The following is a 12,550-nucleotide window of genomic DNA, read 5'->3' as shown; positions in this document are numbered from 1 at the left end:
TTCAAAGGAAGTAGAGGCGGTTGAGGGAGACGGAGTCGGCGGGCCCGGAGCGGACCGGGTCGCCGTCGAGGGTGACCAGGCCGGTCTTCTGGTTCACGTCGACGGAGCCGGTGCGGGAGTTCAGCCGCAGGTCGGCGGGGCCGATGCCGCGCGTGCCCCGGACGGCGACGCGACGCCTGCGGGTCGGCATCAGGTCGTTGCCCTGGTCGAGCGCGGCCTGCGCGACGAACGCCACGGAGATGTCGGCGGGCGTCGCGCCGTACGACCCGAACTGCGGGCCGAGGACGAGCGGTTCGCAGGTGTCGGTCGCGGCGTTCGGGTCGCCGACGACGCCGTAGGCGGGGAAGCCGGACTTGAGGACCAGCTGGGGCTTCGCGCCGAAGTACTCGGGGCGCCACAGCACGATGTCGGCGAGCTTGCCGACCTCGATGGACCCGACCTCGTGGGCGAGGCCGTGCGCGAGGGCGGGGTTGATGGTCAGCTTGGCGATGTAGCGCAGGACACGCGCGTTGTCGTCGCGCTCGCCGTCGCCCTCCATGGGGCCCAGCTCGGCCTTCATCTTCCCGGCCATCGCGAAGGTGCGGCGTACGGTCTCGCCGGCCCGGCCCATGCCCTGCGCGTCGGACGAGGTGATGCCGATGGCGCCCAGGTCGTGCAGGACGTCCTCGGCGCCCATCGTCCCGGCGCGGATGCGGTCGCGGGCCATGGCCGCGTCGCCCGGCAGGTCGGTCTTCAGGTCGTGGACGGAGACGATCATGCCGTAGTGCTCGGCGACGGCGTCCCGGCCGAAGGGCAGGGTGGGGTTGGTGGAGGAGCCGATGACGTTCGGTACGCCCGCCATCTTCAGGACGTTCGGGACGTGGCCGCCGCCGCAGCCCTCGATGTGGAAGGCGTGGATGGTGCGCCCTTCGAGGACCTTCAGGGTGTCCTCGACCGACAGGCACTCGTTCAACCCGTCGCTGTGCAGGGCCACTTGTACGTCGTGCTCCTCGGCGACGCGCAGCGCGGTGTCCAGGGCGCGGGTGTGCGCGCCCATGTCCTCGTGCACCTTGAAGCCGGACGCGCCGCCCTCGGCGAGCGCCTCGATCAGCGGGGCGTCGTGCGAGGACGAACCACGGCCGAGGAAGCCGATGTTGACCGGCCAGGCGTCGAAGGCGTTGAAGGCGTGCCGCAGTGCCCACGGCGAGTTGACGCCCACGCCCCACACCGGCCCGAACTCCTGGCCGATGATCGTGGTGACCCCGGAGGCGAGCGAGGCCTCCATGATCCGCGGCGACAGCAGGTGCACGTGGGTGTCCACGGATCCGGCGGTGGCGATCAGCCCCTCGCCCGACACGATGGACGTGCCGGTGCCGACGACGACGTCGACGGCGTCGAGCGTGTCCGGGTTCCCCGCCCGCCCGATGGCGTGGATGCGGCCTTCCCTGATGCCGATGGACACCTTGCGGATGCCCTGCACGGCGTCGATGACGACGACGTTGCTGATGACGACGTCGCAGGTCTCGCGGACGGCGGCGGCCTTCAGGTGCAGTCCGTCGCGGGCGGTCTTGCCGAATCCCGCGAGGAATTCGTCGCCGTACTTCTGGGCGTCGGACTCTACGCGGATCGTCAGCCCGGAGTCGCCGAGCCGGACGTGGTCACCGGCGCGCGGGCCGTGCGTCGAGGCGTACTCGTAGGGGGTGAGACGGCGTGGTTCGGCGGGGTGGCCTCCGGGACGGCTCATCGCTGGACCTCCTGCTCAGTCGTTTCGGGTACGCCGAGGTAGCCGCAGGCGGCGGCGCGGCGCAGGGCCTCTTCCTTCGCGCCCGGCGCGTCCAGCGGGCCGTCGACCAGGCCTGCGAAGCCGATGGCTATGCGCTCGCCGCCGATCGGCAGCAGCCCGACCTCGGCGCTCTCGCCGGGCCCGAAGCGGACGGAGGACCCGGCGGGCACGGCCAGGCGCAGCCCGTACGCGGCGGCGCGGTCGAAGTCGAGCCGGGGGTTGGCCTCGAAGAAGTGGAAGTGCGAGGTCACGGAGACGGGCACGGCGGCGGTGTTGCGCACGGTCAGCGTCACGGCGGGCGCGGGGTCGTCGTGCGCGGGTCCTGGCAGCAGCGCGCCCGGCGCCTCGTCGCCGAGACCGCCGAGACCCCCGAGGCCGGCGCCGATCGGGTCGGAGACCACCGCGAGGCGGGAGCCGTCGTCGAAGACGGCCTCCACGTGCACCTCGGTCACCACGTCGGCGACGCCGGGCAGCACGTCGTCCGGGCCGAGGGCGGCGCGGGCCCGCTCGACGGCCTCGGCGAGCCGGGCGCCGTCGCGGGCGGCCTCGCAGACCGTGTCGGCGATCAGCGCGGTCGCCTCGGGGACGTTGAGTCTGAGGCCGCGCGCCTTGCGGGCCCGGGCAAGCTCGGCGGCCCCGAAGAGCAGCAGCCGGTCACGTTCGGTGGGCGTCAGTCGCACGCGCCGTACCTTCCTGTTCCAATATTTAGAGCGTCACTCTAACTGCGAATTCCGCATGCGGGAAGCATTGACGAAGCTGGGTTCCACAGGTCACATTGAGCGCTGCTCTAAGTGAGGCAACCATCGGGACCAAGCGAGCGTCAGGGGCACCCATGCCGATAGAACAGCGCGGAGTCGACACCATCCCGGACGGGGAACGCACCAGCGGCCCCCGCGATCTCGTGTCGATCCTGATCGGCTCCAACCTCTGCCTGGGGGTGATCGTCTTCGGCTGGCTGCCGGTGTCGTTCGGCCTCGGCTGGTGGGAGTCGGTGAGCGCGGTGGTGGCGGGCACGGTGCTCGGCACGGCGCTGACCGCGCCGCTCGCCCTGGTGTCCCTGCGCACCGGGACGAACCTCTCCACCTCCTCCGGAGCCCAGTTCGGCGTGCGGGGCCGCCTCGTCGGCTCGGTGGTCGGCCTGCTGCTCTCGCTCGGCTACACCGCCCTGACCATCTGGATCGGCGGTGACGTGATGGTGGGCACCCTGCACCGCCTGCTCGGGCTGTCGGCCGACGGGCTCTCGTACGGCGTCGTCTACGCCCTGCTCGCCGCGGCCACCGTGGTCGGCGCGGTCTTCGGCTACCGCGTGCTGCTGCGCCTGTCCCGCGTCCTCGCCTTCGGCATGACGGCGCTGCTGGTCCTCGGCGTCATCGCGTACGCCCCCGACTTCACGACCTCCGCGCTGCCGGGTGCGGGCGGCTACCTCCTCGGCTCGTTCTGGCCGACGTGGCTGCTCGCCCTGGTCGCGGCGGGCCTCTCAGGTCCCATCGCCTTCATCACCCTGCTCGGCGACTACACCCGCTACGTCTCCCCGGCCCGGCACAGCTCCCGCGCGGTCCTCGGCGCGGCCTGGACGGGCCTGCTCGCGGGGCTGCTGATTCCGCAGCTCTTCGGCACGTTCACGGCGTACGCGGCACGTGCCGCCCTCGACTACGCGGGAGGCCTCGTCGACGCCTCCCCCACCTGGTACCTGCTGCCGCTGCTGCTCGCCGCCTCCGCCGGGTCGGTCGGCAACGCGGGGCTCATGCTCTACTCCATGGGTCTCGACCTGGACGCGATCCTGCCCCGCGCCTCGCGCGCCCGCGCCACCTACACGGTCGCCGTGGTCGCCACCGCCTGCGTATTCGTCGGGCACTTCGCGTGGGAGGCGCAGGACGCGATGACGTCGTTCGTCCTGCTCCTGACCGCCATCGGCACCCCCTGGGCGGTCATCACGCTGATCGGCTTCGCGCGCTGTCGCGGGGAGTACGACGCGGAGGCCCTCCAGGTCTTCAACCGCCGCGCCAAGGGCGGCGTCTACTGGTTCCGGTCGGGCTGGAACATCCAGGCCACCATCTCCTGGGCGCTCGGCGCGGCGGTAGGCCTGCTCTCGGTCGCCCTCCCTTCGTACGAGGGTCCGCTACTGCCGCTGACCGGCGGGGTCGATTGCAGTTTCCTGCTGTCGGGGGTGGTGGGCGGCGTGACGTACGCGGCGCTGACCCGGCGTGCGGTGGTTGCGGCGCCGCTTCCGCTGGGGGAGGAGGAGACGGTAGCGGGCTGAGCCGGGGTGCCCCCGGGGGCCGGCTTCGCGACTGCGGGTCGGGATGTGGCCGGGCTCGCAGTTCCCCGCGCCCCTGGCCGAACCTCACGCGTCGCACGCTTGGCTGTGACGCCCGTCAGGCGATGTCCAGGATCGCCTTGCCCTGGAGGCGGCGGGTGAGGAGGGTCTCGATCGCCTCCGGGGCCCTGTCCCAGGGGCCCCGCCAGGACGTGCCGGGGTCGAGCGTGCCCGCCGCCACCTGCTCCGCGAGCCAGGTCAGGTCCCGGGAGAGGTCCGGGCAGCCGAGCAACTGGAAGTTGACGATCGAGCGGTCGTGGCGGCCCTGCTCCCCATAGAGGGCCTTGAGCGGGAAGTGCTCGGACTCCCCGCCGGCCTGCCCGACGGAGACGAGGGTGCCGCCCGCACCCAACTGCTGGTACGCGTCGACCAGTTGCCCGCCCCCGATCACGTCCACCACGCCGTCCACCGGGGCTCCGGCCGCCTCGGGGGCGGCGATCACCTCGTGCGCGCCGAGGGCCCGGAGCGCGTCCCCCTTCCCCTCGGGGTCACCGGTCACCGCGATGACGTGCGCGCCGCCGTGCCGGGCGAGCTGCACCGCGTACCGGCCGACACCGCCGGTCGCGCCCGTGACCAGCACGCGCCTGCCGAGGATCGGACCGATCCGGTCCAGGGCGCGCAGGGCGCTGGCGCCCGCGACCGGCACGGTGCTGATGGCTCCCAGGTCCGCGTCCTCGGGCACGACGCCGATCCAGTCGGTGTCGGCGACACGGTATTCGGCCCAGCCGCCCTCACCGGCCAGGGTGACCACGCGGGTGCCCGCCGCGGGGCCCGAGCCGTCGGCGGCGGCCCGCTCGACGACGCCGGCCGCGTCCCAGCCGAGTACCGCGCCCTCGGGCGCCCCCTCGATGCCCCACCTCACCTCGCCGTGGTTCAGGGAGGTCGCGCGCACGCGGATCAAGGCCTGGTGCGGGGCCGGCTCGGGGACGGGGGCCTCGCCGAGGCGGAGCCCGCCGGGGGCGGAATGGTCAACGAGCAGTGCGCGCATGGGAGTTGCCTTTCGACGTACGCCAAGGAGAGCCGGGGGTACCGCGATCGGGTCCGGCCGCCGCAATAGTGCCACTGAGTGGCATAAGCCTTCAAGGGGCATTCGCCGCCGCATGGCCGTCGCGGGCTACACTTCCGGCATGGACGCGACGGACCTCGACCGGCTCCCCCTGCGGGAGCGCAAGAAGCTGCGGACGCGGCAGGCGCTCGTCGACACCGCCCTGGAGCTGTTCACCGAGCGCGGCTTCGACGGCGTGACGCTCGACGCGCTGTGCGATGCGGTGGAGGTCAGCAAGCGGACGTTCTTCCGCACGTTCAGCAGCAAGGAGGACGTGGCGATGGCGCCCACCCAGGATCTGTGGGGGGCGTTCCTGGAGGAGCTGGAGAGCTGCGAACCGGCCCCGGGGCAGCCGTTGTTCGACGTACTGCGGGACGCGCTGCTGGCCGCGCTCGGGCGCATGCCGGCCGAGGGATGGGCTCATCGGGTGCTGCTCAGCCGGCGGCTCGCGGCACGGACTCCGTCCATGGACGCGCACGGACTCGCGTTCTGCGACCGCACCGGCCGGGCGGCGCTCGACGTGGCTCGGCGCCGGTTCGCCCTGCCGGACGAGGACGAGCTGCGGGCGCGGCTCGCGATCGATGTGCTGGTCGCGGCGTTTCACCGGGCGGTGGAGGTGTGGACGGAGGGGCCTGCCCCTACGCGGGATCACCTGGCGGATGCCCTGAGGGTCGCCTGCGGCGCGGTGCCGGAAGCGCTTGCCCTCGCGGCGCGTTAGGGGGCTTCGCCTTCACTTTTGACCGCGGACCGGCGGGGGCTGGTCGCGCAGTTCCCCGCGCCCCTGACCGAGCCTCCCGCGCCGCCCACCTAATAGCGCCCCCAGCGGCGGAGCCGCTTTGGGGGCGCGGGGAACTGCGCGACCAGCCACGACGCACCCGCGGGGAACGAGGAACTTGCGCAGACCCCGCCCCCCACCGGCCCCGCGGGCAGAACGCGAAGGCCCTCAGCCGAGGTCGTGCATCCAGCCATGGACGTCCTCAGACGTCCCCCGCTGGATGTCCAGCAACGCGTCCCGCAGCTTCAGCGTGACCTCGCCCGGCTCCCCGCCGCTCTGCTGCCACTCGCCCGCGTTGCACTTGACGGTGCCGACGGGCGTGATGACGGCCGCCGTGCCGCACGCGAAGACCTCGGTGAGCGTGCCGTTCTCGGAGTCGGCCTTCCACTGGTCGATGGAGACGCGGCCCTCCTCGGACTCGTACCCGAGGTCGCGGGCGACGGTGAGGAGCGAGTCACGGGTGATGCCCGCGAGCAGGGAACCGGTCAGCGTCGGCGTGACGATCTTGTTGCCGTACACGAAGTACAGGTTCATGCCGCCCAGCTCCTCGACCCACTTGTGCTCGACGGCGTCGAGGTAGGCGACCTGGTCGCAGCCCTTCGCCGCCGCCTCGGCCTGGGCGAGCAGCGACGCGGCGTAGTTGCCGCCGGTCTTGGCGTCGCCCATGCCGCCGGGCACGGCGCGCACGCGGTCCTCGGAGAGCCAGATGGAGACGGGCTTGACGCCGCCCGGGAAGTAGGCCCCCGCCGGCGAGGCGATCACGACGAACAGGTACTCGTTCGCGGGCTTCACGCCCAGGCCGACCTCAGTGGCGATCATGAAGGGACGCAGGTAGAGGGACTCCTCGCCGCCGTGGGCCGGGACCCACTCCTTGTCCTGGCGCACCAGCACGTCGCACGCCTCGATGAACGTCTCGACGGGCAGCTCGGGCATCGCGAGGCGCCGCGCGGAGGCCTGGAAGCGGCGGGCGTTGGCGTCGGGGCGGAAGGTGGCCACCGTGCCGTCGGGCCGGCGGTAGGCCTTGAGGCCCTCGAAGATCTCCTGGGCGTAGTGCAGGACGTTCGTCGCCGGGTCGAGGGCCAGCGGCCCGTACGGCACGAGCTGGCCGTCGTGCCAGCCGCGGCCCTCCGTCCACTTGATCGTCACCATGTGATCGGTGAAGTGGCGGCCGAACCCGGGGTTGGCCATGATCGCCTCGCGCTCCGCGGCGGCCAGCGGGGACGAGGAGGGCTTGAGCTCGATGGTCGGCGTCGTCGTCATGACTGCTTTGTCCTTCACGGTGTGATGGTGACGGACCGCGCTCACGCCCGTACCACGCGGTACGAGGACGTCCGAGCTTCCCTGTCTTCACGGCCCCACGTTCGATTATCGCTCGCGGGGTCCCGAGGAAGAAACGGCATGAGTGCGGCCCGGGGGTCGATGGTGACACCCGGGGGCCGCATACGAGAAGCCGCCGGGTGCCCTGGGGGACCCGGCGGCTGCTGTCTGGTCTTCGAGCTACCGGGTCAGCCCGCTACTCGTACGGCGAGCGCGTCGCCGATCTGCTCGGTGGTGCGGACGCCCGCCCCGCGCTCGGCGAGGTCGGCGGAGACGGCGGTCTCGATGCGGGCGGCCTCGGGCTCGTACCCGAGGTGGCGCAGCAGCAGCGCGACGGACAGGACGGTGGCCGTGGGGTCGGCCTTGCCCTGGCCCGCGATGTCCGGCGCCGAGCCGTGTACGGGCTCGAACATCGACGGGAACTCGCGGCTCGGGTTGATGTTCCCGGAGGCCGCGACGCCGATGCCGCCGGAGACGGCCGCCGCGAGGTCGGTGATGATGTCGCCGAAGAGGTTGTCGGTGACGATCACGTCGAAGCGGCCGGGGTCGGTGACGAGGAAGATCGTCGCGGCGTCGACGTGGAGGTAGTCGGTGGTGACCTCGGGGAACTCCTTGGCCACCCGGTTGAAGACGTTGGTCCAGAGGTGACCGGCGTACGCCAGGACGTTGTTCTTGTGGACCAGCGTCAGCTTCTTGCGCGGGCGGGCCTGCGCGCGGGCGAAGGCGTCACGGACCACGCGCTCCACGCCGAAGGCGGTGTTGACGGAGACCTCGGTGGCGATCTCGTGCGGGGTGCCGGTGCGGATCGAGCCGCCGTTGCCCGTGTAGGGGCCCTCGGTCCCTTCGCGGACGACGATGAAGTCGATCTCCGGCTGCCCGGCGAGCGGGGTGGCGACGCCCGGGAGCAGCTTCGACGGCCGCAGGTTGACGTGGTGGTCGAAGAGGAAGCGGAGCTTCAGTAGGAAGCCGCGCTCCAGGACACCGGACGGGACCGAGGGGTCGCCGATGGCGCCGAGGAGGATCGCGTCGTGCCGCTTGAGGGCTTCGGCGTCGGCGTCGGTGAGGGTCTCACCGGTCGCGTGGTACCGCCTTGCGCCGAAGTCGTACTCCGTGGTCTCCAGCTTCACATCCTGCGGGAGGACGGTGCCTAGGACCTTGAGCCCCTGGGCCACGACTTCCTGGCCGATGCCGTCACCGGGGATCACTGCGAGATTGAGGATGCGAGAGCTAGCCGACATGCGGGCAGCCTACTCTTCGTCCCAGGGGATGACACGCGATGTCCGGCATGCGGACGGTCGCTTCTCGGTCAACCGCTGTTCACCCGTACGCCCGGGCACAGTTGGGGTCCCCTGGGAAGTCTTTAGTCATGGACACCCCCAACGTCGGCATACCGGAGCCGCTCGCGGCGCGGATGAGCATGCCGGAGCAGCACGAGTACCTGCGCACGAGGCTCTCCCGCCGCACGGTGCTCGCCCGTTCGTTCGCCACGGCCGGGGCGGTGGGCGGCGTCGGCCTGCTGGCGGGCGGTTCGAGCGGTGCGTACGGCGAGGCCCCGCGGGTGGCGGCCGCCTCGTCCGCCCGGGTGCGGGTCGACGGCAAGCTGGTCGCACCCTTCGGACGGCACCTGGCGTTCGGGGCCGACCCGAAGACTCAGATGCGGATCTCCTGGCAGGTGCCGTTCGCCGTCAAGTCCCCCTATGTGCGCGTGGGATCGAGGCCCTGGGAGCTGAGCCAGAAGATCGAGGCGGAGGTGCGCGCCCTGCACACCCCCTCCCTGTCGAAGAAGCTCCCGGCGGTGGAGCAGTACTACCTCCACGCGGCGCTCGACGGACTCAAGCCCGGCACGACGTACTACTACGGCGTCGGCCACGACGGCTTCGACCCGGCGTCGCCCGAGCGGATGTCGACGATCGGTTCGTTCACGACGGCTCCCGCGCGGGCGGACAGGTTCGTCTTCACGGCCTTCGGCGACCAGGGCGTCAGCTATCACGCGCTCGCCAACGACCAGGTGATCCTGGGCCAGAACCCCTCCTTCCATCTGCACGCGGGCGACATCTGCTACGCGGACACCACCGGGCACGGCAAGGAGTCGGACACGTACGACGCGCGCGTGTGGGACACCTTCCTCGCGCAGACGGAGACGGTCGCGAAGTCGGTGCCGTGGATGGTCACGACCGGCAACCACGACATGGAGGCGTGGTACTCGCCGAACGGCTACGGCGGGCAGTCGGCGCGCTGGTCGCTGCCGGAGAACGGCTTCGACCCCCGCGAGGCGCCGGGCGTCTACTCCTTCACGTACGGCAACGTCGGCGTCGTCGCGCTGGACGCCAACGACGTCTCGTACGAGATTCCCGCCAACAGGGGCTACACGGACGGGAAGCAGACCGCCTGGCTCGACGGGCGGCTCGGTGAGCTGCGGGCGGACGAGGGCATCGACTTCATCGTCGTCTTCTTCCACCACTGCGCGTACTCGACGTCGACGCACGCCTCCGACGGCGGGGTGCGCGACGCGTGGCTGCCGCTGTTCACCAAGCACCAGGTGGACCTGGTGATCAACGGTCACAACCACGTGTACGAGCGCACCGACGCCATCAGGGGCGGCGAGGTCGGCAGGCCCGTACCGGTCGGCGCGTCGACCGATCCGACGCGCGACGGCATCGTGTACGTCACCGCAGGCGGCGCGGGCAAGGACCTCTACGGCTTCGGCCCCGGGGTCGAGGACAGCTACGAGGGCAACGTCCCCGATCACGACCACGATCCCGTCGCGAGCTTTTACTGGACGAAATCGCGGCGGCCCGCGCCCGACACCGTCGAGTGGTCACGCGTGCGCTACACCGGCTTCTCGTTCCTCGCGGTGGAGGTCACCGCCGGCGCGCACCCGAGGCTGTCGGTCTCCGCGCTCGCCGAGAACGGCGAGCGCGTCGACCACTTCGAGGTGGAACGGGGAAGGCAGCGGGCTCAGTGACCCGTCTTGCCGCCGTTGTCCCTGCGGTCCAGGGCTCGCTGGAGGGCAGCGGCGGCGTTCTTGCGCTCGGAGCGCTCGGAGTCGCTCGTGCGGGAGATGTGACGGACTCGGCGGGCGGTCGTCTCGGCCATGGGAGATCCACTCCTTGAGGGAAGGGTGATTTCGAGACGCCGGAAGCGGCGGGGAACGTCGGAGCGGCAGGGTTCGCCTGCGTGGGCTCCGGCTCACATCCGCCATTCGCTGGGTCGAGCGAGACGTTCGGCTCCTCCAAAGCTAAGGGAGGGCGGAGCGTCTGTCTCCACAATTACTCGGACTTCCTACTATCTGAGACGGCGTTCACGCGCGTGCCGCTCTCAGCTCGCGGATCAGAGCCCGGACGGGGAGGGAAGAGGCCAGCTCGGGGGTGGTGACATAGCCGACGGACCGGGTCGGGCGGTCCGGCCCGAGATCGGTGATCTCGACCGTCGCCGGGGCTCCGGTCAGGGAGAGGGCGGGCATGATCGCCATCCCGTGGCCGTTGCCGACCATGGAGAGCACGGCCCCGTCGTCCTCGGTCAGGACCGTCGCCTTCGGGATCCAGTCCTGGCGGCGCCACCAGTCCCTCGTGTACGAGCCGCAGTTCTCGTGCCAGTCCATCAGCGGCAGGGAGCGCGGGTCGGGGTGGCCCGCCGGGTGCACGAGGGAGTACGGCTCCTGGACGAGTACGTCGCCGATGAGTCCCGCCGGCACGGGCGAGGCACCGCCGAGCGTCGCTATGCCCACGTCGGCGCGGCCCTCCGCGACCTCGCCCGCGGTGCCCGCGCCCAGCTCGCGCACCACCCTGACCTCCGGGCGGATGCCGGGATGGCGGGCGGTGAGGCGCTCCAGGGCGGCCGGGAGCAGGTGCAGGGCCGCGCTGCGGAAGGCGGCGATGCGCAGCGGGCCGGTGACCTCGCCCCGTTCGGCGGCACGGGCCTCGGTGACCAGGGCGTCCAGGAGCCGCAGCACCCGTCGGGCGTGGGCGGCCGCCGCGGCGCCCGCGGGGGTCGGCGTCGCGCCCTTGCGGCCGCGCTCGAAGAGGACCGCGCCCACCTTGCGTTCCGTGCCGCGGATCGAGTGGGAGACCGCGGACTGGGTGAGCCCGAGCGCCCGCGCCGCCGCGGAGAAGCCCCGCTCGCGGTCGACGGCGACGAGAACGCGCAGTTCGTGCGGGGCAAGGTCCGCGGTGTGTACGGCGTCCATCGAGGCTCCTGCCTGCTTCTATGAGGGCCCTTCATGGATCCGGGCGTTCCATGAGCGCAACCCTCTGCCCGGTCCGGGCATTCCTGCCTACGGTCACGGACATGACCGAGACCGCGCTCACCGTGCACCAGACCGCCCGCCCCCACGGCTTCCCCACCGCCGGCCACTTCGCGTTCGTGGAGTCCGCGCGGCCCGAGCCCACCCCGGGCACCGCCCTCGTCGAGAACCTCTACTGGTCCGTCGACCCCTACCACCGGGAGATGATGGACGGCGACTTCGCGCTGCACGCCCCCTTGGAGGGCCGCACACTGGGCCGCGTCATCGAGTCCCGCGACCCGGCCTTCACCGAGGGGGAGATCGTTTTCCACCGTCAGGGCTGGCGCACGCACGCCGTGGTCACCCGCGACGAGGCACGCCCCGTCCCCCGCTTCGACGGCGTGCCCCTCTCGGCGCATCTGAGCATTCTCGGCGGCACCGGCCTGACGGCTTACGTGGGCCTCACCCGGATCGCCGAACTCCGCGCGGGGCAGGACCTGTTCGTCTCCGCGGCGGCGGGCGGCGTCGGTACGGCGACGGGGCGCCTCGCCCGGCTCATGGGCGCGGGACGGCTCGTCGGCAGCGCGGGGACGGCGGCGAAGGCGGCGTACCTGACCGAGCGCGTCGGCTACGACGAGGTCTTCGACTACCACGCGGGCCCCACGGCCGACCTCCTGTCGAAGGCGGCCCCCGACGGCATCGACGTCTACGTGGACAACGTCGGCGGCGAGCACCTGGAGGCGGCGATCTCCTCGCTGCGCGAGTTCGGGCGGATCGTACGGATCGGGACCCTGGCCCAGTACAACGCCACCGGCGCGCCGTACACGCTGCGCAACCTCCCCGACATCGTCGAGAAGAGCCTGCGCATGGAGGGCTTCCTCGTCAGCAACCACCGTGCCGTGCAGGAGGAGTTGTACGAGTTCGTGGTGCCGCACCTGCGGAGCGGGCGGGTCGGGCTCGACGAGACGGTGGTGGAGGGGTTCGAGCGGATCGTGGACGCGTTCCTGGGGATGCTGCGGGGCGAGAACGTGGGAAAGATGATCGTCCGCGCGCGCGGCAGGGCCTAGGGCGTGTCCGTGAAGTCCCGTCGTTCGCCCCCAGGGCGGGCGTCG

The 12,550-nt window shown here is 71.9% G+C and carries 11 protein-coding genes; 4 read left to right on the top strand and 7 right to left on the bottom strand.

What is annotated here, in order from left to right; translation table 11 throughout:
- Position 1: 1 nt before the first annotated feature.
- Positions 2–1,723 (bottom strand): urease subunit alpha, encoded by a 1,722-nt coding sequence (locus tag CP975_RS25385; RefSeq protein WP_055529697.1) that lies wholly within the window; start codon positions 1,721–1,723, stop codon positions 2–4.
- Positions 1,720–2,442 (bottom strand): urease subunit gamma, encoded by a 723-nt coding sequence (ureA, locus tag CP975_RS25380; protein WP_055529695.1) that lies wholly within the window; start codon positions 2,440–2,442, stop codon positions 1,720–1,722. Before ureA ends, CP975_RS25385 begins: the two co-directional genes overlap by 4 nt.
- Positions 2,443–2,594: 152 nt before the next feature.
- Between ureA and CP975_RS25375 the strand changes: the two genes are divergently transcribed.
- Entirely contained in the window at positions 2,595–4,022 is a 1,428-nt protein-coding gene (locus CP975_RS25375) for a cytosine permease (protein WP_055529693.1), read from the top strand.
- 115 nt (positions 4,023–4,137) lie between these two features.
- Here CP975_RS25375 and CP975_RS25370 read toward each other — a convergent pair whose 3' ends face one another.
- Positions 4,138–5,067, bottom strand: coding sequence for a zinc-binding dehydrogenase (locus tag CP975_RS25370; RefSeq protein ID WP_055529691.1), 930 nt, complete (start codon positions 5,065–5,067; stop codon positions 4,138–4,140).
- A 139-nt stretch (positions 5,068–5,206) separates the two neighbouring features.
- Here CP975_RS25370 and CP975_RS25365 point away from each other — a divergent pair, with 139 nt between their 5' ends.
- Positions 5,207–5,842: a TetR family transcriptional regulator gene (locus CP975_RS25365; RefSeq protein WP_055529716.1), complete on the top strand. Its 636-nt coding sequence runs from the start codon at positions 5,207–5,209 to the stop codon at positions 5,840–5,842.
- 225 nt (positions 5,843–6,067) lie between these two features.
- Here the strand turns inward: CP975_RS25365 and CP975_RS25360 are convergent, their stop codons facing one another.
- Positions 6,068–7,159 carry a branched-chain amino acid aminotransferase gene (locus tag CP975_RS25360; protein ID WP_055529689.1) on the bottom strand — a complete coding sequence of 364 codons (1,092 nt, stop codon included), beginning with the start codon at positions 7,157–7,159 and terminating at the stop codon, positions 6,068–6,070.
- A 245-nt stretch (positions 7,160–7,404) separates the two neighbouring features.
- A complete protein-coding gene (locus CP975_RS25355) occupies positions 7,405–8,454 on the bottom strand; it encodes a 3-isopropylmalate dehydrogenase (RefSeq protein ID WP_055529680.1) in 1,050 nt (349 codons plus the stop codon).
- A gap of 128 nt (positions 8,455–8,582) precedes the next feature.
- Here CP975_RS25355 and CP975_RS25350 point away from each other — a divergent pair, with 128 nt between their 5' ends.
- The gene (locus tag CP975_RS25350) at positions 8,583–10,181 is read left to right on the top strand and encodes a purple acid phosphatase family protein (protein ID WP_055529678.1); all 1,599 of its coding nucleotides are present in this window, start codon (positions 8,583–8,585) and stop codon (positions 10,179–10,181) included.
- Here the strand turns inward: CP975_RS25350 and CP975_RS25345 are convergent.
- Positions 10,175–10,312, bottom strand: coding sequence for a hypothetical protein (locus tag CP975_RS25345; protein ID WP_150477377.1), 138 nt, complete (start codon positions 10,310–10,312; stop codon positions 10,175–10,177). The two genes, CP975_RS25350 and CP975_RS25345, sit on opposite strands and share 7 nt — an antisense overlap.
- A 205-nt stretch (positions 10,313–10,517) precedes the next feature.
- The gene (locus tag CP975_RS25340) at positions 10,518–11,402 is read right to left on the bottom strand and encodes a LysR family transcriptional regulator (RefSeq protein WP_055529676.1); all 885 of its coding nucleotides are present in this window, start codon (positions 11,400–11,402) and stop codon (positions 10,518–10,520) included.
- 101 nt (positions 11,403–11,503) lie between these two features.
- Between CP975_RS25340 and CP975_RS25335 the strand changes: the two genes are divergently transcribed.
- The gene (locus CP975_RS25335) at positions 11,504–12,505 is read left to right on the top strand and encodes an NADP-dependent oxidoreductase (protein ID WP_055529674.1); all 1,002 of its coding nucleotides are present in this window, start codon (positions 11,504–11,506) and stop codon (positions 12,503–12,505) included.
- Positions 12,506–12,550: the final 45 nt, after the last annotated feature.

It is taken from the genome of Streptomyces alboniger (assembly GCF_008704395.1).
GTDB lineage: Bacteria > Actinomycetota > Actinomycetes > Streptomycetales > Streptomycetaceae > Streptomyces > Streptomyces alboniger.
Note: the sequence above shows the minus strand (reverse complement) of the source record. Positions and strands in the feature narration are given on the sequence as shown.

Coding starts and splice junctions, on each gene's coding strand:
- CP975_RS25375 (WP_055529693.1), top strand. CDS start 2,595: ATGCCGATAGAACAGCGCGGAGTCGACACCATCCCGGACGGGGAACGC.
- CP975_RS25340 (WP_055529676.1), bottom strand. CDS start 11,402: ATGGACGCCGTACACACCGCGGACCTTGCCCCGCACGAACTGCGCGTT.
- CP975_RS25385 (WP_055529697.1), bottom strand. CDS start 1,723: ATGAGCCGTCCCGGAGGCCACCCCGCCGAACCACGCCGTCTCACCCCC.
- CP975_RS25355 (WP_055529680.1), bottom strand. CDS start 8,454: ATGTCGGCTAGCTCTCGCATCCTCAATCTCGCAGTGATCCCCGGTGAC.
- CP975_RS25360 (WP_055529689.1), bottom strand. CDS start 7,159: ATGACGACGACGCCGACCATCGAGCTCAAGCCCTCCTCGTCCCCGCTG.
- CP975_RS25350 (WP_055529678.1), top strand. CDS start 8,583: ATGGACACCCCCAACGTCGGCATACCGGAGCCGCTCGCGGCGCGGATG.
- CP975_RS25335 (WP_055529674.1), top strand. CDS start 11,504: ATGACCGAGACCGCGCTCACCGTGCACCAGACCGCCCGCCCCCACGGC.
- CP975_RS25365 (WP_055529716.1), top strand. CDS start 5,207: ATGGACGCGACGGACCTCGACCGGCTCCCCCTGCGGGAGCGCAAGAAG.
- CP975_RS25345 (WP_150477377.1), bottom strand. CDS start 10,312: ATGGCCGAGACGACCGCCCGCCGAGTCCGTCACATCTCCCGCACGAGC.
- CP975_RS25370 (WP_055529691.1), bottom strand. CDS start 5,067: ATGCGCGCACTGCTCGTTGACCATTCCGCCCCCGGCGGGCTCCGCCTC.